Source organism: Paenibacillus rigui (assembly GCF_002234615.1).
GTDB classification, from domain to species: Bacteria; Bacillota; Bacilli; order Paenibacillales; family NBRC-103111; genus Paenibacillus_S; species Paenibacillus_S rigui.
This window is the reverse complement of record NZ_NMQW01000030.1, coordinates 26,383-52,959: the sequence shown is the minus strand read 5'-3', so window position 1 is coordinate 52,959 and position 26,577 is coordinate 26,383. Positions and strand designations below refer to the sequence as shown.

Genomic DNA, 26,577 nt, shown 5'->3' with positions numbered 1-26,577 from the left:
CAAAGAAGAAGAGAGCGGGGGTGTCATATGCGCTTTAACCAAAAAACAATCAGCCTTGCAGGGCTTGTCGTGTTCGTATTTTTCAGCATGACGGTATGGATTGGGCGCGCTGCTGCAGACTCATGGGCGGATCACGCCAATATAGACTGGTACAATGCCGATTACAAAACCTATACGATAGATTCGGCAGACAAAGTCGCAGGCATTGCCAAGCTGGTGAACACAGGGATGACTGACTTTCAGGGCAAGGTGCTGGAGGTCAATGCCAATGTAGACCTGTCAGCGTACAATTGGGTACCTATCGGCAATGAAAGCCGTCCCTTTAAAGGGACGATTATGGGGAAACAAGGACAGATCTACGATCTGTCCGGACTTCGTCTCGACAGCAGCGACAAGTATGCCGGCTTCATCGGTTATATGAATGGCGGTACGGTCGGAAACCTTCACCTGTCGGGTGCGATCCGGATCAACGCGAACACAGATGTCCGGGTCGGTTCGGCGGTCGGCTATATGGATCAGAGCAGTATCGTATATCAGTTGACGAACGATGCTTCGATTGATGTCGTTACATCCAAAGATGCTTTTGTCGGCGGCATTGTAGGCGACGGCTCGGGGATGATCTCCGATGCGGTGAACCATGCCAATGTAACGCTTAATGGTTCGAATCGTGGAGTCATAGGCGGGATAGCGGCAGCCTCTGGCGGGACATCGGGCTTAACCATGAAGAAAATTGAAAATACCGGAGCTGTCTCCGTCTCGAACAGCGTCTATGAAGCGAATGCAGGCGGTGTTATAGGGCTCGCGAGCAAGCCGTTGAGCATGGGAGATGAGGATACGGCTATCCGCAACAGCGGCAGCGTGACCGCGGTGAATAATAAAAGGACCGCTGCCGGCGGCATTCTCGGCAAAGCAGCCGGCAGCGTGCAGCTGACGTTCTCCAAGCTGACGTCGAATGCAGGGAATTTGAACATTACCGGAGCGGCTTCAACAGGCTCATTCGTAGGCGGATTAGTCGGTTTAGCCGAACAAAATCTTCAGGCGGATATGAATTTCCAACAAACAGGCTCCATTCTGAACATGACCGGCGCCTCGGTATACACAGGCGGTATTAGCGGATATGTTTACGGTGACCTCACGTGGGCACAAAGCTTTAGCAACAACGTGCCTATCACAGTAGCAGGTTCTGGCGATATTTATACCGGCGGACTTGCGGGGAAAGCAGGAGGTACTGTTACGTTCAAGAACGGTGCCAAAAATACAGCGCCAATGCAAGTTTCGGCAACGGGAGACCGGATCTATAGCGGCGGTCTGATCGGCTTCGCGGGAAGCCGCCTTGTCCTGGACAGCTCGGCCAAAGACGCGTATGGAAACAGCGGAGAGCTTGTGATAACGGGCGGAACGGAAGTGTATACGGGCGGCATCATTTCGAACAAAGCCTATGCCAAGACGGCAAATAACGTAGTAAGTACAGGAAATATTAACGTTAGCGGAAAGCAGAAGCTGTATACCGGAGGTTTTGTCGGTAGCATTGCTGCCGGAGGTAGCGGTGAGGATATTCAGTTAAGCAAAGAAGCTTTCGGCCAAACGATTACGGTACGTGCCGCTTCGTCCGGTGAAGACAGCGAAGTGTATACCGGCGGTATCGTGGGCTATTACGCGGCCAACGGAACGATCGATAGTCCGGTATTTACCGGACACTTGTCCGTGCAAGGGGGAGCAGGTGCTTTCACTGGCGGTGTCGCCGGTTATGTGAATGGCGGAACGATCGCTCAAGCGAAAATAGGGAATACGAAGGAAAGTCAAGCGGAGCTCCTATCGGATGGAGCCTTAGGAGGGGCAGCCGGTTATGTGAACGGCAAAATTATGGCAGCCTCCGTAAAAGATGCTTCCCTCCAGGCAGCAGGAGTGAACGGCTTCGCCGGTGGAATTGCGGGGAAAGCGAAAGGCGAAATTGCCTCTTCCGTCATCGGCAATATGGATACAACCGAAGGCAGCAGCTTCACGCTGACGGTGAAGGCAGCGAAGGTTTCGGCAGGCGGTCTGATCGGCGCCGATGATGGAGCGCTGCTCATTCAATCCAGTACAGTACGCGGAATCACCCTGACTTCGGAAGCTGTCGCTAACGGCTTGAAGCTTGGCGGGCTGGCAGGGACTGCATCAGCCAATGTGACGGCAGGTGCCCAAGGAGCCGGCGTGTCCGTACAAGACCTGACAATAACAACCCGCGGGGCAGATAGTGCAGCGGGCGGCGTTGTGGGGGATAACCGTGCTATGTTATCCGATGGACTGTTACAAGCCGTATCCGGAATCACTGCAACCTCCGATGGAGACAATTCCAGATTGGGAGGAATTGCAGGGGATCATAAGGGCGTGTTGACCGGCTTGTCTGTCAAGTCACTGAGCCTTACGGCGAACGGTGCGAATAGCAGGATCGGCGGTATGGCCGGAGATGCACAAGGCAATATAATCAATCCCCGTGTGTATACGGAAGACGGTTCATTGCTGGAACTGACCGTTCAAGGGATAAACTCCGCTGTTGGCGGCATCGCCGGTACGACAAGCAACAGCACGATCCAAGGAAACGGCAGCAGCGGCAATGTCTCGGGGCTAGTTATTACGGCACCGGCATCGGCAAGCGGCGCTAAAGCCGGCGGCATCGTGGGAGACAGCTTGAAGACTTCGCTGAAGCATGTTGTCGCGGAAAGTCCGGTCATAACCGTTCGCGGGGCGGGAACGATGGCAGGCGGTCTCGTCGGCCGCATTCAGGACGCCTCGATCACCGAATCGTACGTATTGGGCGTACTGCCGGACTATGCAGCGCTGACTGTTGCGGGTAACGATGCGGAGGCAGGCGGTATGGCAGGCCGGGCTGAGCGCGCCGTTGTCAGCGGGAATGGAGCTGACTTCAACATAAACAACCTGACACTTGCCACAGACAGTGCGGCAAACGGTGTCCGTGCGGCAGCTTTGATAGGGGCAAGTATAGAGACGGACATTAACAGCGTGTTCGCACAGCAAGTGAATGTAACAGCAAAGGGCACTTCGTCTGTTGTAGGCGGAATAGCGGGCTATAACAAAGGCTCGGAGACAGCGGTCATCCGTAAGAGCTATATGGAGGGCTTGACCATCTCTGTTCCCCAGACGGCTTCGGCTTCGGTGGTCGGAGGTCTGATCGGCTTAAATGATGCCCGCAGCGGTCAGGCAGATGCAGCTTCTGTCCTGAGTGCGGTAAGTACAATTCAGAACAGCCGCATGGCAGGCAAGCTGGTTGTGCACGCTCCATCGGCTGTTACCGGCGGCTTGATCGGCGACAATAGAAGCTTTGTCGCGAACAACAGCATTGCGGACCGGCTGCCTGTTACAGCCGACGGCAACGACAGCATTGTGGGGGGCTTGATTGGCAGCAACGCTGGTACGCTCTATTACACGTATTCCAATGCAGTGCTTACGATCGGTGGACAAGCCACTATTGCCGGGGGGCTTGTGGGTGATAATACGGGGAAGCTGCTGTCTTCTTACATTGAGACCGATTTGGTTGGCCATGCGGCCGGTACAGAGCAGCGTTATGCGCTGCTGGGCGGATTGGCAGGCAGGAACAGCGGAAGCCTGGACAAAAGCTTCACCTCAGCCAAAGTGACTGCGGCAGGGCCGTATACGTATGTCGGCGGCTTGGTGGGCGGACATACGGGAACGATAACCAATTCCTATGCGGCCAAGGAGGTCATGGCAAGCGGGCAGCAGTCGTATAGCGGGGGCTTGATCGGTCTGCTTACGACGGGCAACGTGACGGGCAGCTACTCGGCCGGTCAGGTAACCGGCGGCAATGACGCTTATGCAGGCGGCTTTGCAGGGTATTACAACAATGCAAGCAAAGAGCTCATAGATAATACGTATTATGTCAAGGATGAGCAATTAGGCATTAACAGCGGTCTGCTTGATTTCGGCGGCGGAACGTACTATGAGCTGAATATGTACTCCCGGCTGAGCCCGATTCTATCGTCCTCGCTGGCGGACCGAAATTCGTTCCCCGGCTTATCGGGGTGGACGTTCAGCGACACCGCCTGGCGGTACGGCTCTTTGAATGCCGATTATAAGTATCCCGAGCTTAATTTGACGGCTAATGCCGGCGACCCATCGGGAGGAGGCTCCGGGGGCGGCGAAGAAGACGGCGGCAGCAACGTCAATCTGAACATCAATTGGTATACCAAGAAGCCTACGGCCCTTCGCTTCGTGATTCAGACCGAAGCTGATTTAGCAGGGCTTGCCGGGATAGTCAACGGTACGGTTCCAGGGGTTGACCGATTTAATTTTCTGGGCAGAGAAATCGAGCTTAAGGCACCGATTCATATGCAATCCAATCAATGGACGCCGATTGGAAATAAAGAAGCCAATGCCTTCGAGGGTACTTTTATCGGCAACCATTTGTTAATCAGCGGCCTTCAGGTGTCGGCGGCCGATTACGCGGGGCTGTTCGGGGTTATCGGCAGCAGCGGCACAGTGCAGCAGCTTAAGCTCGAGCCGATCTCCATTAACGGCCAGCAATATGTCGGTACGTTGGCAGGACTGAGCAAAGGCAGCGTGTCAGACATTGAAGTAACCTTAAATTCACAAGCCAAAGTAACGAACGGTGCTTTCACCGGCGGAATCCTCGGCAAGAGCACGGGCCGGCTTGTCCAGCTATCGCTGACCGTTCAAGACGGTAAGTTAACCACACCGGTCCACCAGGCAGCGATAGGCGGACTGGTGGGAGAGAATGCTTCGTCCCTGAATGGAGGCATGCTGAGCCTGTTGAAGGGAAGCATTGAGGCAAGCGGCAGCAATGCAGTCGCAGGGGGCATTGCAGGTCGGCAGACAGGCGACATAGGCGCCATAACCGCAGCGATTCAAACAGGCGGAACGGTTCAAGCGACAGGCGAAGCCGCCGTGGCAGGAGGTATGATCGGCTCCTATGTATCCGGAGCAGCGGACGGCTTGCAGCTTCAGCTGAACGGAGGAACGATTCAAGCGCCGGCAGCTCACTCGATTGCCGGCGGCATCGTCGGACAGTCCGCAGCGGGACAGCGGATTCTGCATGCGAAGCTCAACGGCACGGGTGCAGCGCCTGCTGAGGGTCCATTGGCAGAGGGACATATTGCGGCTTCTGTCGCAGGAGGCATCGTTGGGGACAAGACCGGAAGCGGGAACAACAGCTTCGAGGTCGATGGAGCGGAAGTCCATCATGTGCTGCTGTCGACCTCTGACGGCGGCTTCGTCGGAGGCATCGCCGGAAAGCTGAACCGGACGGCTATTCGACAAGCGGTGTTCGAAGGAACGATTACGGTTGCGGCTAACGATGTGAAGGCAGGGGGCATCACAGGCTTCAGCCTGGATTCGATTCTGTACAAGCCGGAAACGGCAGCCAAGATTGCATTGGCAACAGCAACGGGCGAAAGCTCCGTAGGCGGAATTGCCGGTATTGTGAAAGCGGCCGATATCGATGCTGCACTTGATTTCGGCTTGATGATTCCACTGTATTCAGGGGTATATGAAGCTAAGGTTCACGATAATGCCATTGAAGTTACGGGCACAGGGCAGCTGGCTCAGGTTTACGCCGGCGCCATTACCGGACAGCTCCAGACCGCATCGGTTTACAATTCGGACTCTACGGGAGCTTTGACCATTACAGGTGTGAAGCACGCAGTTGCGGGAGGGATCACCGGCTTCAGCACCGGTGTGATCGTTCACACGAAGGCGGAAACGGCAATTCAAGCGGATACCAGCAGCAATTACACGATCGGCGGTATCGTCGGACAAGCGACGGGCGGTAAGCTCGCCTATGTGCAGGTGTTCTCAACACATCAGGAACGTATCGTTGTGGGCAGCAGCATGGCTCAAGAGCGTATTCCCACAGCTACCCGAGTCGGCGGTGCCGTCGGCATGGCGGACGGCGTCTCCATGCTCCATGCTTCTTCGAGTATGCCGATTGAGGTCAACAGTACGAATCCTTACAATACGATCAATGCCGGGGGCTTTGCCGGATTGCTTGGTGACAGCGCACCGGGTGTCATCCGCCGAGCCTTTGCGGAAGGCTCGGTGAAGGTCAGCGGCAAAGCAGGCGCGTATGCAGGCGGTTTCGCTGGACTGATGAACCGATATACAGTTCAGGAGGCTTACGCCAGCGGCGATGTCATGAATACGTCATTCGATGCCAGAGGAGGCGGCTTCGCTGCCATTATCAACAATGGCAGCTTGATTGAAGACGCGTATGCTTCCCAGGAATCGGTCACGGTTCAAGGGGTCAACAACGCTACGCGCGCTTATGCCGGCGGCTTTGCAGGGTATAACGACGGCAGCTTGAACCGGGTCTACGCTCGTGTAACGAACATCTCTTCGCAAGGAGCGGGCTCCAATTCCTACAGAGGAGCCTTGATCGGCTACAATTTCCGGGACGGCAAGGTTGCGGATGCTTTCTATACGGGAAGCTTGCAGCCGATTCAGTACGATACGAGCAGCGCCGGACAGTCCGTCCATGTAAACAAGGCGGATTTCTCCGGTCATGCGAAGCTGGCGAATTGGAGCTTCGCGGCCAACGGTTCCATCTGGGGCTATATGGACGGTGTGAACCATGACGCACCGGTGCTCGCGCAGGTAACAAATTGGAACTTTGCTCCGGATCTTTCCGTTCTGACCCAGCAGACGAAGGGAGAAACAACCTATACTGCCATGAGTGCAGCTCAACTGGCGGGTATTGTTCAGCTGTACAATGGCAACGCAGAGCTTTTCGGGCTGTTTGACCGCACTGCCTCACAGCTTCCGGCCATCCGCAAAATCATACTGGGGGCGGATATCGATCTAAGTCATCGGTTATGGACCCCGATTGCCGACTTCCAGGATGAATTCGATGGAGGCCACTATGCGATTTCAGGGTTGACCTCTTATGCAGACCAATACGATAAATACGGGCTGATTTCGGTAAATCGTGGGGTTGTTAGCCATGTAAAGCTGCAGGGGGCGAATGTGACGGGAGGCTCGTTTACAGGTGTTGTCGTGGGATTGAACGATGCAGAAGCCTTGCTCAGCAGCATTATTGTCAGCGACAGCCGTGTACAAGGTAACGGAGACCATACGGGAGGTGTGACGGGGAGTAATGCCGGCAGATTGGAGCAGATTCGCATTCAAAAGATGAGCGTGGCCGGAACGGATCGGGTTGGCGGCGTAGCCGGGAGCAGCACAGGTGAGCTGAAAGCCGTTTCTACCGGCGACCTGACGACCGTGTCGGCAACCGGCAGCTACGCAGGCGGTCTCGCCGGGGTCCTATCGGGGGTTCTTACGGTATATCAAACCGGGGAAATTCAGGTGCTCGCACCCGAAGGCAGCTATGTCGGCGGTATTGCCGGCAGCGCACGGGAGGCAGCGGTCTCCATCATTGAAGCAGGTCCGATTACGGCGCAAGGAAAGAGCTACGTCGGCGGAATCACGGGCGAAAGCTCGCAGCTGAAAGGAGCTGTCCTGACCAAGGTGACGGTAACCGGACACAGCTATGTCGGAGGAGCGGCAGGACATAGCACCGGTACCATAGAAGCCGTGACCCTTCGTTCGCTCGATTTGACCGGAACGGAATTTGTCGGCGGCCTAAGCGGATCCAATGAAGGTCTCATTGACCGATCTTCGGTCAATGGCGCCATTCAGGCTAAGGGAACGGTGGCAGGCGGCATAGCGGGCGTGAACGCAGGACAGATTGTATTGTCCTTCAGCAAGACGCAGCTGCAAGCCTCGAATCCGGCCGGTGCTGCTGCGGCTGGAGGCATTGCAGGAATCAATGGTCCTTCGGCTTCCATCGCACGCAGCTTCTCGTACTCGGTCGTCTCGGCTGACGCCGCTACACCGTATGCCGGCGGACTTGCGGGCGAGAACCATGGAGCGATCACTGCCAGCTACAATTCCGGCACCGTGCGTGCATCTGGCACAATAGAGGCGAGTGCGGGAGGTATTGCAGGCTATGCCCTAGAGGGCACAATCAGCAATACATGGAACGCAGGGCCTGTAGAATCCAGCATGCAGGGCTTGATGGTGAAGGGGAAATCGTTTTTTGGCGGTATTGCAGGAAAGCTGGCCCAAGGCGCTGTTCTCAAGAACAATGTGTACGATGAACAGCAGCTCCAGCTAAGCATTGCTTATTATAATGAAGCAGGCAGCCGGGTCACCTCGGCGGATGGACTTGTGAAGGCAAGTAAGACAGCGGCTCTTGTCAAGGGAAGTCTTCCTGACGGCTTCGATAAGAGCGTTTGGACAGCAGTATCCGGCTATTACCCTCAGCTGACCGAGGCTCTGGGCACGACGGATAGCCGGCTCTCAACAGCTTCCATTCAACTGAGTGAGGGCAACACGCTCTATCGTGTGACCGGTCCTTATCAGCTGACCCAGGATGCGTCGCTTGGCTGGACATCAAGTTCAACAGGCGGTCAGACGATATTGACTGCATCCATTGCCGGGGAGAGCCGGACTATGATCTTGAATAGGCAAGCGTTAAAATACGCCGAAACAGCTTCAAAACCAACTAGTCAAAGTCCGCAAACCTTTAATGAAAAGCTCGATATTGTACTGAGCACAACGGAAGCTGAAGGGTTGATATATTACACCTTGGATGGCACGACACCAACGGAAAGTTCGTTGTTATACACGAAACCTATAGCGGTGAGCGCAACGACGACATTGAAAGCCATAACCGTCACGGACGGGAAAAACCCAAGTGAGCCATATAGCGGTACGTTCCAAAAAGCGACGCCACCGGGTGGAGGAGGCGGAGGAGGAGGCGGAGGTATATACATCCCGCAGACCGGATCCCAGGTGGAGGTCGTGGTGAACGGCAAGAGTGAACTGGCCGGTACCGAAACGACAACAGCGCAAGGCACTTCCACGGTGACGACCATCGGGTTAAATGAGCAGGCCATTGGAAAACTGCTGGAGAAACAAGGTGAACGGCCGGAGGTTGCCATTGTGTTCAGCCGTGCTTCCGATATTTATAGGGGAGAGCTGAGTGGGGAGCTGGTAAGGCAGATGCAAGCTGTGAAGGCCTCGCTGGTTGTTGATACCGGCACAGCCAGCTACCGGATCCCATCGGAGCAGCTTCAGCTGAATGCGATCGCTGCTCAGTTTGGAGACAAGATCGCATTACAAAATATGATGATCCGACTGGAAATACGTTCTGCCGATACCGAGCAAAGAAATCAGCTTGCCAAGGCTGCGGCGGAGGTGGACTTTACTGTCGTAGGTTCACCGGAGCTGTTTAAAGTCACTTCGATGTACGGGGAACAGACGCAGGACATCGCGCCTTTCACAGCTTATGTGGAGCGAAGCATCACCCTTCCTGAAGGGGTGAGTACTGCTACAATGACGACAGCGGTATCACTAGCAGGAGACGGGACGATTAGTCATGTGCCAACTGAAATGAGAAGCCTGAACGGCAAAAGGGTTGCGGTAATTCACAGCCTGTACAGCCAAGGCGTATATGCTCTGATCAACAAGCCTGTGGAGTTCAAGGATGCTCAAGCCCATTGGGCAAACCCTGCCATTCATGAAATGGGCTCCCGCCTCATTGTCAGCGGTACCGCGCCGGAGAGATTCGAGCCGGACCGCAGTATTACTCGAGGCGAATTCGCAGCCATGGTCGTAAAAGCTTTGGGACTTCAAGCCGCAAGCACGCAATCGGCGTTCCAGGATGTGCAGTTAGGGGATTGGTATGCCCCTTACGTTGAGGCTGCGCAGCAGTATGGCGTGATTTCAGGGTACGGTAATGGCAGCTTCGGACCTCATGATATGCTTACCCGCGAGCAAGCTATGACGATCATCGTGAGGGCAATGAAGCTGGCCGGGGCAGATCCTAAGCTTATGCAGGATGAGACCCATCCTGGCCTGAATGACTTTAAGGATGCGGAGCTCATAGCGGATTATGCGGAGCCGGCTATTCAAGAGGCATTGAGCACAGGGTTAATCACGGGAAGAGACGGCGGCTTCATTGCGCCGAAGGACAGCATGACCCGCGCTGAAACAGCAGTGCTGCTGCAGCGCTTGCTGCAGCTATCCAAGTTGATTTAACAAGCAATTTGAGATTCATCGAAAGGTGCACATAGGAGCACAAGGGCAGCATTAAGTAAATGTTAAAAAAGCCGTCTTTCAGCGCCGAGGGTTGATGTCTTTGAACAGTCGGTGTTAGGGCAAAGGGACCTCCAGGCCACTTGAATTCAAGTGGTACTGGAGGCTTCTTTTTTACACGACCGGAAGAACGATCCGTCCATGCAGAAAGCCACTGAAAAACGGGCGGAGTGGACGGAATCGTTCTGTAGAGCGTAAGCGTTCGCCTTTGTCCCCGGATTTTGACCACTAGAAGCGGGTTGAAATGGATAAAATCCGGGGACAACAGCGACCGGAAGAATGATCCGTCCATACAGCCATAATTTTTTCAGTAGTCCCCTCCAGAAATGGAGGTTTTTTACGTTAATCGGAAAGTAGGAGTTTTGGATCATCCAGTTGTTATCCGTTTTCCCGGATGCCTTCCCTGTTGGTTAGAATATGGTCAGAATCGACAAATATAATGGTTTTATAATAAGTGTTCTACAAATTTAGACAAAAGAGAGGGTCGATTGAACTATGTCTGGTAGGATGGGCCACTGTGCTCGCAATGCAGTGGATAAGACGAATTGCTTAGGAAGGCTTTTGGGGCAAATGTAAAACAGGGGAGGGGACATTATAGTGCGAAAACGTTGGAAGGTAAGCCTGACCAAACTATTGATCGCTGTGCTGCTGCTGCAGTATATACCTATTCTGCACGGAGGAACGGGGACAGTTCGGGCTCAGGGAACGGTAACGGGGCAAACTTACGGCACGGTGCAGTCCAATACATATGTGACGGATACAAGCAAATTAACGGATTATACATGGCAAAAAATTACGACGAACTTATCTCCTGATGCCCGGCAGGGGGCCGCGATGGCCCATGATGAGAAGGCAGGCTATGTCGTGATGTTCGGCGGCCAGGGCAACAGCGGCCTGTTCGATGAGACGTGGCTGTGGGACGGCAGCGAGAAAACATGGCAGGAGCTTCAGAGCTTGTCTCCGAAGCCTTCCAAACGGAAGGGCGCAGCCATGGCCTATGATCCTGTCAGTCAAAAAGTGCTCCTGTTTGGCGGCGAAGGCCAATCCGGTGTTCTTAACGATACATGGCTGTGGGACGGCGTGAACGCCAAGTGGGAGCAGGTCACAGGATTAAGTGCCTCCCCTGCAGCCCGGGGCGGAGCGATGCTCGCCACAGACGGAACGCAGCTGATCCTGTTCGGCGGATATGCGGGAAGCGGGAATGCGAAGACCCCGCTCGGCGATACGTGGCTGTGGGACGGAACGGCGTGGACACAGGCGCAGCCTGCACAATCCCCGCCTGCGGCTTATGGCGGCCAAATGGCCTATGACGGCCATACGGCAGTGCTGTACGGCGGCGACAGCGGGCCGGTTACCGCATCGTATGAAGGCACAGGTACGAATGAGACGAAGTCGATTACGAACGACGACAGCTCACCGCTTTTATGGAAATGGGACGGCGCTGCGAATACATGGACCTCGGTAAACGGCCCCGAATCGTATGGGCGCTGGGGCCAAGCAATGGCTTATGACGGACGCCGCGTGGTGGTCTTCAGCGGGGAACGGGATTATATTCATATGTACTATCCGAAGCTGGTGGAAGGGCTGAAGCTGCCTTCGACCATGTATCCCGTCATGAGCGGAAGTCTGGCATACGGCTGGACAGGAAGCAAATGGGAGACGAACCGGTTGAGCCTTTCCATGGAAACAGTATATCAAAGCAATAAGGATGCCAGTGGGAAAGAATATTCCGTTCAGACCGTACCGAACACCGTTCCTTTTCCGCTCAGCTATGCCAGTATGGCGTTTGACGGTAAAAACTTCGTCGTGTTCGGCGGCAGCCGCAGTGACATCAATGTGATGGACAAAGTTTTCGGCTCTGTCGTCAGCACATGGCCGGCAGGCAATATGAACGAAACATGGTTGTTCGGCTATACGCCGCCTACACCGCCAAAGGTGAGGTTTGACGTGGATCCGGTCATCCAATTTGACCCGCAGCACACGAACGATACCGTCAGCGTCATCACCAATGTGTACGATGATGGTACGAGAAGCATCACCTCCCGAGGGGTGGAATACCGTAAAGCGGGAGACACCGCTTGGACGCAGGTGCCATATACGGAGGCCAACCCGACGGGAACGGGATCTTTTACAGTGACGCTGAAGGGGCTGATCTGGCAGCAGAACTATGAGATCCGGGGCTACGCAGTGAACGAGCTGGGGACAAGCTACACCGAGCTGAAAAGCTTCGTCATGAAGGACGATCCGAACATGACCCCGCCGGATGTCAAGTACGACCGCGTTGGCGCGTCGGTTCTGCATGTAAAGGACAAGAAGCGGCTGGTTGCCGTCGGCACGGGCGTAACCAATTTGCTTCGCAAGCCTTTGAGCGGCATTCATTACTATTTGCAGGGAGCGAATGCTGCCCAATATGCGCTTTCTTACAATATTATCAATGAACGCCAGCTCGAGCTGACCTGGCAGGATGAGCTGCCTCCGGGTAAATATGACGTGCATCTGGAGCATGATTTTTACAATGATTACGTATTCCCGGAAGGGCTGATGGTGACGGCGCTTGACTTCTACAAGCCGCGCAACTTTGCCCGAGTTGAGGTACCGAGCACGTCGGCAAGCAATGAAGTGAACAGCTTGACGCTGCAAGGTCCTTTTACAGAGGACCCGTCGGCACCGAATGTATACGTTTTGAACGATACGTCCGAGACCGTGGCGATCAATGACTCTCTCTTGTTCAAGGGCAGCCGTCTTGTCGTGGATAAGAGCAATACCGCAAGGTCCACGATCAGCGGAGAAGGACGCTTGTATGTAAGCGGCGGCGGAGCGTTGGGCGCGGCCGTGTCCTACACGATTCAAGAGGGGGCATTCACCCTTTCGTCGGACGACTTTTCGATCGGTTTGAGCAGTACGGAAGCAGCCGATTATTTGAATATCGATATGCCGGTTAAGGCGAGCTCGCTTGTTTTTGCCAAGGATGGGCTGCGGTTAACCGGCGATCTCACTATCGGGCTGCAAACGGGAAGCCAGAAGGTTACAGGCTCCGTACCGGTGAATGAGCTGAAATTCCGCAATAACCGGTTTGATTTGTCGGGTACGTTTACGATGAACAACAGCTTTAACGTGGGGCCGTTTAACGTAAAGGACACTCAATTTGTCGTGGACAGCCGCATTCCTTACGTCGGTTTGAAGGGAACAGGCACCTTGCCTGATACGGACCTTAGCTTCGACCTGTATATGAAGACCAAGCAGGGACGTCTGGATAGTGTAAACTTCGGCATGTACCGCAAGGCAAAGCTGGCCTCGACCGGCCTTCAGGTTAATTATTTGTTCGGCAATGTGGACAAGCTCGTGGAAAAAACGCAAATTCCCCAGAGGTTCAGCGTCACCGGCTCGGTGAATGATGTTATCGTACCGGAGCTTCAGCATCCGCAGGTGAATTACAAATTCAATCTGCTCGGTACCGATTCGGTTCCTATGGATGTATCCTCCTATGGCTTTAACGCCAGCGGAATCGAATATTATTATTGGCTGCCTGTGAACAACATGAGCATGCAGACGGTGGTGAATCCGACGGCGGCCGGAATCAAAGGCTTTTCCTCCCCCGGCTTTGCCGCGAAGGGCGATATTAATGTGTTTGAAGTCGTCAAGGGAGCTATCGGCACGTATTCTTTTAATAAAAAAGGCTTCAACGGGGTGATCCAGGGAACCGTCTATGTTCCAAAAGGAATCCCGCGCATCGGCGGGGCGACGGTCAAAAATGTATCGCTCAGCGTGAATGATACCGGTATCTACGGCACCTTCAGGCATAACGGCGTTGGCGCGAACTTGAAGTATACGTTCAGAAACAATACGATTTTGTTTGAAGTGGAAGCAGAGCCGCCGAAGAAGGCTTGGTGGGAAAAAGGTCTGGACTTCATGAACAGCGTGTCCGACTTTATGGATGCGGCCGAGCCATGGCTCGATATCGCGGAAGAATTGTTCCTTATGAAGCCGGATTCGGGCAAGCGGGTCAATATCGCATCGTCCGATACGATGAAGAGAGTATTGGACTTGACGCCGATCAGCTTGTCGTTCCAACCGGATGATACGGCAAGCACGGATGCAGCGGCGCGGATAGCCAATGGGCAGCTGACGGCAGTTGACCGTACTCCGCTGATGACAACAGAGACGAATGCTTCGAGCGGTAAAGTGACTGCCGGTTTCACGGTGGATCGCTCCTACAATGCACTAGTGACTTTGACAGGGGATCAGCGTGCCGCTGTCCTGAGCGGGCCTGCTTCTGCTGACCAAGCCTCGGGGCCATTCACGAAGCCGGAGCTGTACTATGATGCGGCCAGCGATACGACCTTTATGCGCGCATCGCTGTATTCGGGCAGCTGGAAGCTTGTAGCGGACGGCAGCAGCCGAATCGGTATCCATGAGCTGCTGTTTGCGAATGAATCGCTGAAGCTGGATGCGCTGGCCGGGTTATGGACGCAAACGCCTGAACGCTCGGTAACATCGCTTCCGATGAAGGAACGCGGATCGTATGTATTGAAGGTTGGCGCAGTACCGGGCGACGTTATCGTCTACAAGCCGGACGGGCGGCCTTACAGCCTGCAAACGGCGCAAAATCAGCCGGATTGGAACGCTTTGCGCGATGCGAAAGGCAACCTGTACGTGCTGCTGGATGCTGTGGAAGCGGGATCCTGGGTGATCAGTGCCGGCACCAGCCCGACGGCCGCTTTGTACAGCGTGCCTCCGCAGACAGCGATCGGCGATATGGCGCAGTGGGTACAAGCCCAGGCCTACCCGACGGCCTTTGTTATGGGCCGCACGAACAATGGCCAAGCCATCGTCGAGATTTATGGGGCGGATAGGCAAACGAAGCTTTACAAGCCGAACGGCGAGCTGTATGCTCTGCAGCCAGATCCGAATCAAGCGGGCATGGATGCTGCATATGACGAATCACAGCAAAAGCTGACCATCCTGCTGAACGGGGATGACTTGAGCGGACAGTGGAAGGTTGTAGGCGGAAGCTTTACCAGTGTCGTTGCCTACGAATCCACAAGAAAGCTCAAATCGATCAAGCCGCTGCTGATGGAAGGCCGCTTTACCAAGTTTTTCGAATTGCCGGAGAATGGCGATTACATGCTCACCGTGAGCGGCGGGGATGCGAACACGCTGATTTTCGCACCGGATGGCTCCGCGTATACGCTCGGCTTTGATGCGCCGAACGGCAACGCCTACCTGCAGCCGGCAGCGGACCGCGTAGCTCCTGCAAGCGCAAGCGGGGATCCGCTCGAACAGACGCAGATCGAGACACCGACGCCTGCACAGGACGGACGGGATACGCTTTACGTCTCACTGCTGGGTGCGGCTGAAGGCCGATGGAAGATTCAAAGCACGAAAAGGGTTAATCTGCAAATTCAGAAGCTGATCCCGCAGCCTGCTATCAAGGCATCCGTATCGCCTGTAACAGGTACGGAAAACCGTATTCAAGTGACGTGGTCGATGGCACATGCTGCTTCCGATGCGAAAGTAACGGTTATGCTTACGGACAACGCAAATCAAACCATCGGAGAAGTCATTGCGGACGGCCTGTCTGCTTCCGGCAGCACGACCATAGACATTCCGGCTGCAATGCTGCCTGGAACTTATCATGTATCCGTGGCGGGTGCCGGAACCGACAGCACACCGGTTTATGCCATCGCCGAGGGAACGGTCGAGATTACGGCTCCGTATACCCTCGCTGCGCCGCAGAAGCCTGAAGTCATCTCGACAGGCAACGGTGAAGTCACGCTGCGCTTCCCTTCGGTTACGGGAGGCGTAACCGCGTACCGGATTTGGGTTAACGGGGCGGCCGGTGATCAAGCAGGGGCTCCTGTTATGGATGTGGCTCCGCAGCCTGGGGATTCGCAGATAGCGGTTGTTTCCGGTCTTACTGCCGGAGCTACCTACACGCTGGCGGTTTCAGCTATAGGGCAAGAACAAGGACGTCTCGTCTTGAGTCCTCTGTCCGCAAGCGTGGTGTCGGAGCTTCCTGCTCCTCAGCCGGCGGTTTTGGCGGTATCCCTTGACGCAGGCTCGCATGCAGTGAGCGAACGCTCGTATACGGCCTATGACGGGAGTGAGGAAAAGCTGCTGCTCACGTCGGCGGAACAGGCTTCCTTACAGGTAGCTGCGGATCAAAATGCATCGCTTACCCTGACGGTCAACGGGCAGCCGCTTGGCAGCGGGCAAGTATCTGCAGGCGGATCGTATGTCTTTGCTTTGCAGGAGGTGCTGAAGGTTGCCGTGCTGAAGGAGCGGGAATACAACCTGCTCATTGAAGCGGTCAATGAACGCGGAGACCGCAGCACAGCGTACCGCAAGCTGTTTGTCGATCGCACCGGTCCGATGCTCATTGCTTCGGGCGGGAACGATGCGGAAGGCAAACCAATCTCATTGAACGGAACCGTGACGAATGACAGTAAGGTTTACATGACCGGTCAAACGGACGCTGGAGCGAAGCTTGTCGTGAATGGAACGTCCGTCCCTCTGGATGACGAAGGACATTTCACCTATTATGCTCCGCTCGATTGGGATACGCAGGCGGATCGGAACAAGATTACGATGACGGCATCCGATGAGATTGGCAATAAGACGGAGTACGGCTTCGAGGTACTGCGGGGCATGGATGGAACACTGCCGGCTTATCCTGGGGATCTGGCTGCGCTAACGACAGGAAACGCGAAGATGAGTACGCCTTATGTCTTCGGTACGACCTCATATCAAGCTGTGGCTAACGCTGATAAAGCTCGTGTCTATGCCGTTCCGATGGCTGCCTCCTCCGTGGTAACTGTTGACGGACAGGCTCTTTCCGCCGGCGGTTACGCGGATGTTGAAGTCCCTGCTGTCGGACGTACCGTGCAAATTCGGGTACACCCTGAACAGGGGGCGGATAAGCTGTACACGCTGAAATTGAGCGGAACGGGCTCCAGCACGGCGGTATTGCGCACGTTGAAGCTGAATAACGCTACGGCTCAGCAGGAGGGCGAAGCGATTGCTGCGCAGCCTTTCACCGGCGTGGAACCCGCCTATAACGTTTATGTCAACAGCACGGTGGACAGCGTTACCTTGACGCCGGAAGCCTTGCAGGGGGGCTCCGGCATTAAGGTGAAGGGCCAAGCGGTTCAGAGCGGGCAAGCTTCTCCAACGCTTCAACTGCAAGTTGGCGAGAATTCGATTCCCGTGACGGTTACCTCACCGGACGGCTCGGAAACGCGCAGCTACCAGGTGACCGTATGGCGGGAGCCAAGCAGCAATGCGCAGCTGAAGGATCTGGGCTTGACTACACCGGGCGCGAGGCTGATGTCTGCCTTTGATCCGGCTGTATTGAGCTATCAGGTGCTTGCGCCTTATGCAGCAGGGGCTCTGACTCTGCTGCCTGCCGCAGAGCAGTCCGACGCTTCGATTCGGGTTGACGGCCAGACCGTAAGCGGCTCTGCCGTATCGGTTTCATTGACGAAGGATGCACAAACCTTCGCGATTGAGGTAAGTGCGCAGGATGGTACCCGACTCACGTACTTTGTGTCTGTGCTGCGTCAGCAGCCGCAGCCGGCGCAGCCGCCTTTATTGGCGAGCTTGCAGGCGAGCACGATCTTGGATAGTGCGTTTAATCCTTATAAGCTGAAGTATGGCAGTAAGGTAGCGACCAGCAACGGCGCGGTGTCCATAACGGCGAATGCCGACGATCCGGATGCGACCGTGACGATAGATGGAAAAGTCTTGAAGGGCGGAGGCAGCTTTACGCCTCAGCTTATGATGGGGGACAATACGATTATCGTCCGTGTCCAATCCGCGGACCTGACAGCTTCACAAACGTATTCCATTGATGTGAAGCGCGTGAGTGATTCCAAAAAACCGGTCGAAAATACGCGCCAAACGACGATTTCCGGCGGTAGTGGAGGCTGGACGGATCAGACTTCTATCATTCGGAATGTGACGGCAGAGGGAAGAGCGATTGATTCGGTGAAGCTGGACGCGGACAAAGCGCGGGCCATTCTGGAGAAAGCCGCTCAAACCAACGACAGTGTTGCCCGCATTGACGTAGACGATCTGCCGGAAGCACCGGCGGATGAGCGCATTGTGAGCCTGAGCGCCGATTCCGTGGCGCTGCTGGCCAACGGCGGCTTGTCGCTGCACATCGTGCTGCCTGATGCGCAGCTCACTTTGTCGGCGGCTTCGCTGCAGCAGCTCAGCCAAGACGGAAAAGAGGCTTACTTCCGCGTTGTTCCGATTCGCGATAACGCTGAGCGCAGTGAAGTGACGTCCCGCGTTCAGGCTGCCGAGCTGGTGAAAAACGCTGCCGGAGGCAAGCCGGTTGCCGTGATCGGACAACCGGTCAGGATCGAAACGAATTACACCGGCTACACGACAGAGCTGTTGCTTCCGCTGAATAGCTTGACACTGCCGGACCATGCGGAGGCGGCAAAGCAAGCATTGTCGGATTTGGCTGTGTATATTGAGCACAGCGACGGCGACAAGGCGCTTTCGTCAGGCGAAATCCGCTATGATGCGGAGGGCAGGCCGACGGGCATTGCGATTGTAATCAGTAAGTTTAGTACATTCACTGTCATTCAGAAGAATGGAGCCGAGGCATTGAAGGTGCTGGAGCCTTATTTGTCCGGCTACCCGGACGGCACCTTCCGTCCTTCGCAATCGATTACGCGTGCGGAATTGGCGACGATTTTGCACCGCATTGGAGCGGTCGGCGCCGCAAGCCCAACAGCCGCAGCGCGGCCGGCTCAAACGGCCGGCTACCCTGATGTAGCGGCAGAGCATTGGGCGGCGGAAGCCATCGCCGACATGCAGCGCACGGGATTGATGCTGGGCGACAACAACGGGCTGTTCCGCCCTGACGAGGCGGTCACCCGTGCGGAGATGGCCAGCATCGCGGCCAGACTGCTCCCGGCAGCAGCAGCGGCAGGAAAGGCCTCTACGGGCGAGTACGGCGATACCCGGGGGCATTGGGCTTTCGATGCGATCAAGCAAGCATCGCTGGCAGGCGTTCTGCAAGGCTATCCGGATGGTACGTTCCAGCCGGAGAACAAGCTGAACCGCGCCGAAGCGGTGAAGGTGCTGAACCGGTTGTTCGAACGGCCGACACCGGCCGTGCAGTCTTCCAGCTGGCCGGATGTGCCCCAAGACCATTGGGCGCTCCCGGACATCGAATCAGCTTCCGGTACCGTGAAGCTGTTGAGTGACGGAAGCGCGGCTGTCGTGCCTGGACCTAAGTAATCAAGCTTGAACTTCAAAGCCCATGAGCCAGCAAGCTCATGGGCTTTCGTTCGATTGGGTAATTTCATCACAACGGCAACAGCCCGCTGCGCTCGATCGTTAGATCGGGTTCAGCGGGCTTTTTTTATTCCCCGTTAACTCTCTTCTCCAGCCAAAGGCAGCTCGAACCAGAACGTCACGCCGCCATCCGCATTAGCTGCTCCATAGCCCATCTCATGCAGGTCCATGATACGCTGGACGATGGATAAGCCGAGGCCGGTTCCGCCTTCACCGCGCGTGCGGGCTTTGTCCACCTTGTAGAAGCTGGTCCAGATCAGCTCCATCTCTTCCTCGGGAATATGAGGCCCGGTATTAAACACCGAGACGCGCAGCCGGTTCCCGGTGATTCGGGTTTCGATTCGAATCCGTTTATGCTCGTTGAGGAAAAAGACTGCGTTGCTGAGATAGTTGTTCAGCACCTGGTTTATTTTGCCGGCATCTCCGATGACGTCTCCCTCGTGCTCCTGGAAGGCCAGCTCGAACTGAATGCCGCGCTCGGCGTACAAGCCTTGCAAGCGGCTGACGGCGGTCTGGATCGCGCTCTCGATGTGGAAGGCTTCGGGCTTCAGTACGGAGCGGCCCAATTCCAGCTGGGACAGCAGGAGCAGCTCGCGGACCAGCTCGTTCATTTTCCTTGCTTCATCGATAATGACATCGCAATACTCGTTGCGGCTTGCCGGGTCCTCATTCACATTTTGGCGCAGGCCCTCAGCATACCCTTGAATCAGGGCAATCGGCGTTTTTAACTCATGCGAGACGTTGGATACGAACTGCTTCCGCATGCGCTCCATGCTGTTCTTGCGCTCCAGCTCGGACTCGAGCAGCTCATTTTTTCCCTTCAGCTCCTCGATGAATTGACCGATGATGGACATCAGCTTATTCATGTTGTTACCAAGGTTGCCCAGCTCGTCGCGTCTCGGCTCCATCCAATGCTGGCTGAAATCGAATTGGGTCATCCGGTTCGTCATCTGCTGCAAGGTCACAATGGGCCGGGAAAAATAATTGGCGAAGCGGGTCGCCCAGATCCACGCCAATACGAGGAAGAGGACAAGCACCAGCAGCAGAAATTCATTAAGAATCGTTACACTTTGCTGGATAGCCGCTACAGCGGAGCTAAGGGCTAAATATTCGCCATTCGGCAGAGCCCGGTACACCGTCAAAAATTCCTGGTTGCGCCGGAAGTCGTTTTTCTCCTGTACGATCATCTCGCCCTGCTGCATTCGCTCCCATTCCGTCCTGCTGAACAGCGATTTGAAATCAATCGGGTGGAGCTCACGCGGATTGCGCGTGGAGTATTTGATGCGCCCCTCCGCACTGAATATATCCATACTCGCCTGATCCTCATACAGCGTCACCTCCATCAGGCTGCGGAAATCCTGATTCTGGGAGTCGATCGGCACATTGTCGAACTTCCGGCTTACCGACTTGAGCTGCTCGGTTTTGGTCCATACGTAGAAAGGCTTCAGGAAAAATGCATTGACGATAAATATAAAACCGATCAGCAGCACGAGAAACGAAAGAAACACCAGCAAAAATTGAACGCGGATCGGCTTATTCCTCATAAGAGCCCTCGAATCGGTAGCCTTTGCCCCGGATCGTGTGAATAAAGCAATCATAGGGTGAAATTTTCAGGCGCAGCCTGTTTATATGCGTATCGACCGTACGGACGTCCCCGAAATAGTCGTAGCCCCACACATTTTCAAGCAGTTGTTCCCTCGATAGCAGTAAACCTTCATTATGGATGAAATAGACCAGGAGATCGTACTCCTTGGGACTTAAATCGGCAACTTGCTGATCGACCCACACCTTTCCGGCGGAAAACTTCACCTGAAGCCCATGCTTCGCCCATTCCTGGGCTGGAGTCTCCGAGGGGGCCTTGGGCTGTCTTCGCTTTAGCAGCGAGGCCACTCGTGCGACGAGGATCGACGGGCTGAACGGCTTGGTCACGTAATCGTCGGCACCCAGCTGAAAGCCGAACAGCTGGTCATATTCCTCCTCCTTGGCGGTCAGCATCAGAATGGGGACATCGGACTGCTGTCTAATTTTGCGGCATACCTCCCAGCCATCCATTCCGGGCATCATGATGTCCAGAATAATAAGGTCCAGCGGCTTTATTTTTTGGAATAGCTGGAGGGCCTCATTCCCGTCGGACGCCTCGTGCACCGTGTATTCCTGCCGGCTCAAAAAGTCCTTCAGCAGCTTCCTCATTCGTGTATCGTCGTCGGCAATCAATAGCTGTACCATGTCATCACCTGTTCCAATGGAGTTCATCTGTAGCCTTAACATAACGTAAGCGATGCTTCAAAAGCAAGCCGATGCAGGGCATTTTTTTGGACAAAAAACGTTGAGAAAGCTGTAAAAAAACTGTGACATTGCTGCGCTATACTTACGGGCATAGAGATACAGACAGGTGGAGGTAGCATATGAAAAAGCTGAATTATGTCAAGTTGACACTGGACCTTCTGATGGGTATCACGTTTGCGCTGCTGTTTAACAAGCAGGTGCTCGGCGGGCTTACCTTTCACGAAATTGCGGGAACCATTATCGGAGGCGCCTTCCTCACGCATATTTTGCTGAACTGGCGTTGGGTGAAAAATGTCACCTTGCAGCTGTTTGACCGCAAGCTGCCGGCCATAACGAGATTCGGCTACGCATTGAACGTGCTGCTGCTGATTTCGATGACGACGATTATGGTGAGCGGCGTATTTATTTCCAAAATTTTGTTTCCTTCGATGCATATCGGGGACCAAATGTGGTTTAAGATAGCCCATATTTCGTTGTCCTTCATGACGCTGATTACGGTGGGGATACACATCGGTCTTCACTGGAAATGGGTGATCAGCGTGTGCAGCCGGATCGTGCCTTTTGCCAAAACCAAAGCATGGGGCGGCTATGCGGCCAAGCTGGCGGCGGTCCTTCTGCTGCTGTTCGGAGCGTATGAGATGAATGCAACCAGCTTTGGGCAAAGGGTAGCCTCGACCGCGAACCTGCTGGGCTCGGGCACGATCCAAATGGGTGGGGAAGGAGGACGGCCTCCATTTGCTGCAGAAGGGCAGCGGCAGGGAACGCAAGCTGCACAGGGAACTCAAGGAACGCAAGCGTCCCCATCTTCCCAAGGAACCCAAGGGCAACCTTCTCGTGCCGGCGGAGAGGAAGGCGGCCGGGCTGTAAGAGGTGCTGAGGGCATGCAAAGAGGTCCCGAGGGCGGGGCGAGAGGCCGCAGTGCCAATGCGTTCCAGGTATTGGCAACCTATTTCGGGATCATGTCCGTCTTCGTCATTGTCACGTATTACTTGGAAAAGCGGTGGAGCCGCAGAAAACGGGCGGTCAAGCTGGAAGCGTGAATGGATATAGCAAATAAGGCCTGCCGCGCGGCAGGCCTTATTTGCTTTCCTGCTGCTGCAGGCAGTCAAATTTTGTTCATGAGGCAGCTGTTCATTATGGCATCGAGAAAGGAGCCAGAAACCGCCTTGGGCTAGGCCGTTACCCGCGCATAGGCGATGAAGAACGCCATCACTTCCCCGATGATGAAATAATTAGGCACAGGGACCAGCAGATCGAGCACGAAGAAGCACCCGATGATGCCTAGAAGCAGCGTAAAATGAGATGGCTTCAGCTTGTGATGCTTCCGCTTGTACCGATTGAATACAAAGGAGGTGGACAAAAAGTAAAGCAGAATCGTTGCAAAAACAAAGCTTACCATAACTCCATATTCCAATTGCTCCAAAAATAATAACTGGATGGAAGCGGCAAGCATACACATCGACAAAAAGATGAACAAATGGCCGTAGATGATCGTTTGCCCGGCGGTCTGCACCGACTTGTCGACTTTCTTCTCGAGATTATCGAAATATTGCCACCAGACGGCGATGATCAGAACGAACGTGATTGCAGCGAACAAAAGAGACTGCCAGGTCCAGGAGCTGGACTGCAGTACGGTCAGGATGCTGATAACCGATTCCCCCAGAAGAATGAGCGCAAACAAGGAAAAGCGTTCCAATAGATGGTGCGTATGGATCGGGGTTTTCACCAACACCCTTCGACTGATGAGCGGGAGCACAATGTCAATAGCAATGCCGGCATACAATACGGCATACCGAATCCACGAGTCGAAGCATAAGGAGAGGGCGGAAACCGTTAAACCGATCCAGAAGCGTGTCCCCAAATAACGGGCGGTCATCTGCTTGTGATCGGCTTCATTCTTATGAACGGCTAAATACTGCAAGGCGGTCATCCCTCTCAGACCTAAATATCCGACGAGGAACGGCACGTAGTACGAATCAAAATCAACCGACAGGCTGGCCGTCATAATGAGTACGAAAAACAACTGAAGAATCAGAAATATACGGTGGGATAAAATATCTTGACCATAACGGTTTACAAAAAGGGTTTGGCCCACCCAGGCCCACCAGATCGGAACAAAAATCAATACGAATTTCGTTACATATTCCAAAGAAAGCGTGCCGTGCTCGACGTGCAGCAGGACATGGCTTGCTTTGGACACCGCTGCGACAAAGAGCAAATCATAAAAAAGCTCCAGCCATGTGACTTTTTTTTCTATCATATTCTCAATACTCCTTCTAAGGGATAGATCCTGACTCTGTTTTTCATGGTATCATCATTACATCAAAACTTGAATCATTATCCATAAAATATTTGGATGGAGGGGTAGTATGCCTACTATTGTTGTTGGAGACAAAGAACTAAACGGTGAGGAAGGCAAGAAGCTGGTGCTGGTCCTGGAGGACCACGGAATTGATATCATGCATATGTGCGGGGGCCATGCCCAATGCGGGACATGCCGCGTCGAGGTGCTGGGCGGCAGCGTCGAGCCGATGAGTCCTCTGGAGCTGAGAACGCTGCAAACCAAGGGCGTGGCCACCGACGGGCACATTCGCTTATCCTGTCAGCTGCGGGTAAAAGAGGATATCGCCGTCCAGCCTCTGCTGACCGTCCACGAGATGGGCGTGGGACCCGGGCCGCGACCGAGAGATTAAATGTGCGGAACGGGGACTTATTCACCCGGACGGACGGGTATGGAGTGACGGCTTGCGGCTGATGCAATTTCGGGCACAGCCTGACAATAAATGGTATAATGTGGATGTTCCGGCTGGAAACAGCGGGGGCGTCCATTTTGGATTGGGGGATTTCCATGAAGCTGGAACGTCTCATTTCGATGATTTATATGCTGTTAAATAACGAAATTTTATCGGCCTCCGCCTTGGCGGAAAAATATAATGTATCGCAGCGGACGATATACCGGGATATCGATGCGATATGCGCTGCAGGCATTCCTGTCGTCTCGTATCAAGGAGTAAACGGCGGGTACGGGATTATGGAGCAGTATAAGATGGACAAAAGTCTGCTAGGCTCTTATGATGTCGGCTCGCTGATTACCATACTTCACAGCATGTCCACCGTCTTCGACGACGAACGCGCCTTGGACACGATCCACCGGCTGCAGACGATCCAATCGGGGCCGAACCGGCAAAGCCTGACGATGGATATCGGCAACCGGCAGATTTTCAATGAGCCTCTTCGTTTGGTGCGGTCGGCCATTTCGGAGCGGTGCGTCATCCGTTTCGATTACGTTAACCTAAAGAATGAAAAGACGAGCCGCAAGCTCGAGCCCATTCGTCTCATGTATAAAAACAGCGTCTGGTATGTGTACGGGTTTTGCAGGACACGGCAAGACTACCGCGAGTTCCGTATTTCGCGCATGGTCGATTTGGTAACGACAGCGGAGACGTTTCAGCCGCATGCCGAGAAGGAGCAGGAATGCAAGGAGAGGTCCTACGAGGGCAGAGAAGAGAGGCAGCGGACCGACGTCGTGCTGCATTGTTCGGCGGCATCCTTGGCGAGGGCCATGGACCATTTTTACGATGCGGACAAATGCTTCAATGAAGACGGCTCGCTCACCTTGACGCTAAAAGTCTATAAACCGGTCGAGTCCGAATGGCTGGTAGCGATTTTGCTGAGCTTCGGCGAAGGTCTGGAAATTGTAGAGCCGCTGGAGCTGCGCGAGGCCTTCAAGGCTAAGCTTGAAAAAATGCTAAAGCGCTACTGAAGTATGACAGTCTGCTGTCATGGTTCTCCCCATATAATGATGTTAAAACCCAATGGGGAACCGAAGGAGAATAAGCCATGAACCAGGCCGTAGAAATGTACTATTACCACGTATGGGCGAATCAAACGCTGATGAACCGGTTAAAGGAGCTTCCACGGGAGGTGTATGAGCAGCAGGTGCGGAGCGTATTTCCCACGATTGCGAAGGGGATGGCCCACATTTATCTTACCGATCTTAGCTGGTTCGATATTGCAACCGGCAAAAGCATGACGGAGGCGATGAGTGATTCCAGGGCATTAACCGAAGAGGTGGAGAGCCAAAGCCTGGAGCAGCTGGAATGCTTGTATCGTCAGCTGGCCGAGAGATTCAAAGCGTTTTTAAGCGAGCAGGACGACCTTGACAAGACGATGGTGATCGATAATCCTTATGCCGGCGTCCGGGATACCCGTTTGTCGGAGCTGCTGCTTCAGATTGTAAATCACGGGACGTACCACCGCGGCAACATTACAGCCATGCTGCGGCAAATGGGTCACGCCTCTGTCATGACGGAGTATGCCTTGTTCTGGTATCAGGGGGAGCACGCAGCGCAATAAACAGGAGGAGGACATAATGAAAGTACGCCAGTTGAACTGGAATGAAACGGCCCCCATGGATTTGCTGTTGTCAGCGGATCCCTCACAAGCTTTGGTTGAGCAATATTTGAAGCGGGGGCAGTGCTATATAGGCGAATACGACAGTACCCTGGTGGCCGTTTACGTCTTATTGCCTACGAGACCGGATACGGTGGAGCTGGTCAATATTGCAGTGAGTGAGGGGCATCAGGGAAAAGGGCTCGGCAAACAGCTGGTCCAGCATGCGATAGCCGAGGGCCGACGGCAGGGCTATAAGACCATGGAGATCGGAACGGGGAATTCAAGCGTGGCCCAGCTGGCGCTGTATCAGAAATGCGGTTTTCGGATGGTCGGGATCGATAAAGATTTTTTCGTTAGACACTATGACGAGCCCATTGTGGAGAATGGGATTCCGTGCCTGGATATGGTGCGGCTTGCCCAAGATTTATAATCCTTTGGATAAAAATAGCCCTG

At 54.5% G+C, this 26,577-nt stretch carries 11 protein-coding genes; 8 read left to right on the top strand and 3 right to left on the bottom strand.

Features of this window, described 5'->3' with window-relative positions:
• Nucleotides 1-27: 27 nt before the first annotated feature.
• Together CF651_RS20325 and CF651_RS20320 are read left to right on the top strand one after the other, a co-directional pair.
• Complete coding sequence (locus CF651_RS20325; protein WP_094016707.1) at nt 28-10,074, top strand: S-layer homology domain-containing protein; 10,047 nt, start codon at nt 28-30, stop codon at nt 10,072-10,074.
• A gap of 654 nt (nt 10,075-10,728) precedes the next feature.
• On the top strand, nt 10,729-19,386 hold the full coding sequence (locus tag CF651_RS20320) for a cadherin-like beta sandwich domain-containing protein (RefSeq protein WP_094016706.1): 8,658 nt from the start codon (nt 10,729-10,731) through the stop codon (nt 19,384-19,386).
• A gap of 134 nt (nt 19,387-19,520) precedes the next feature.
• Here CF651_RS20320 and CF651_RS20315 read toward each other — a convergent pair whose 3' ends face one another.
• Nucleotides 19,521-20,987 (bottom strand): sensor histidine kinase, encoded by a 1,467-nt coding sequence (locus tag CF651_RS20315; RefSeq protein WP_179232903.1) that lies wholly within the window; start codon nt 20,985-20,987, stop codon nt 19,521-19,523.
• Nucleotides 20,977-21,669, bottom strand: coding sequence for a response regulator transcription factor (locus CF651_RS20310; RefSeq protein WP_094016704.1), 693 nt, complete (start codon nt 21,667-21,669; stop codon nt 20,977-20,979). The genes CF651_RS20315 and CF651_RS20310 overlap by 11 nt, the downstream gene beginning before the upstream one ends.
• A 179-nt stretch (nt 21,670-21,848) precedes the next feature.
• Between CF651_RS20310 and CF651_RS20305 the strand changes: the two genes are divergently transcribed.
• On the top strand, nt 21,849-22,769 hold the full coding sequence (locus tag CF651_RS20305; protein WP_094016703.1) for a DUF4405 domain-containing protein: 921 nt from the start codon (nt 21,849-21,851) through the stop codon (nt 22,767-22,769).
• Entirely contained in the window at nt 22,770-22,904 is a 135-nt protein-coding gene (locus CF651_RS33200) for a hypothetical protein (RefSeq protein ID WP_281254490.1), read from the top strand.
• On the opposite strand, the gene CF651_RS20300 is transcribed toward CF651_RS33200, so the two are convergent.
• Complete coding sequence (locus CF651_RS20300; RefSeq protein ID WP_094016702.1) at nt 22,901-23,989, bottom strand: low temperature requirement protein A; 1,089 nt, start codon at nt 23,987-23,989, stop codon at nt 22,901-22,903. The genes CF651_RS33200 and CF651_RS20300 overlap by 4 nt on opposite strands.
• A gap of 109 nt (nt 23,990-24,098) precedes the next feature.
• Between CF651_RS20300 and CF651_RS20295 the strand changes: the two genes are divergently transcribed.
• The 4 genes from CF651_RS20295 to CF651_RS20280 all read left to right on the top strand — a co-directional run bounded on the left by CF651_RS20295 (nt 24,099) and on the right by CF651_RS20280 (nt 26,554).
• On the top strand, nt 24,099-24,422 hold the full coding sequence (locus CF651_RS20295; RefSeq protein WP_094016701.1) for a 2Fe-2S iron-sulfur cluster-binding protein: 324 nt from the start codon (nt 24,099-24,101) through the stop codon (nt 24,420-24,422).
• 155 nt (nt 24,423-24,577) lie between these two features.
• Nucleotides 24,578-25,492, top strand: a complete 915-nt coding sequence (locus CF651_RS20290; RefSeq protein WP_094016714.1) for a helix-turn-helix transcriptional regulator — start codon at nt 24,578-24,580, stop codon at nt 25,490-25,492.
• Nucleotides 25,493-25,569: 77 nt separating this feature from the next.
• Nucleotides 25,570-26,085 (top strand): DinB family protein, encoded by a 516-nt coding sequence (locus CF651_RS20285; RefSeq protein ID WP_094016700.1) that lies wholly within the window; start codon nt 25,570-25,572, stop codon nt 26,083-26,085.
• Between the two features lie 16 nt (nt 26,086-26,101).
• A complete protein-coding gene (locus CF651_RS20280) occupies nt 26,102-26,554 on the top strand; it encodes a GNAT family N-acetyltransferase (protein ID WP_094016699.1) in 453 nt (150 codons plus the stop codon).
• The last annotated feature ends 23 nt before the right edge of the window (nt 26,555-26,577 follow it).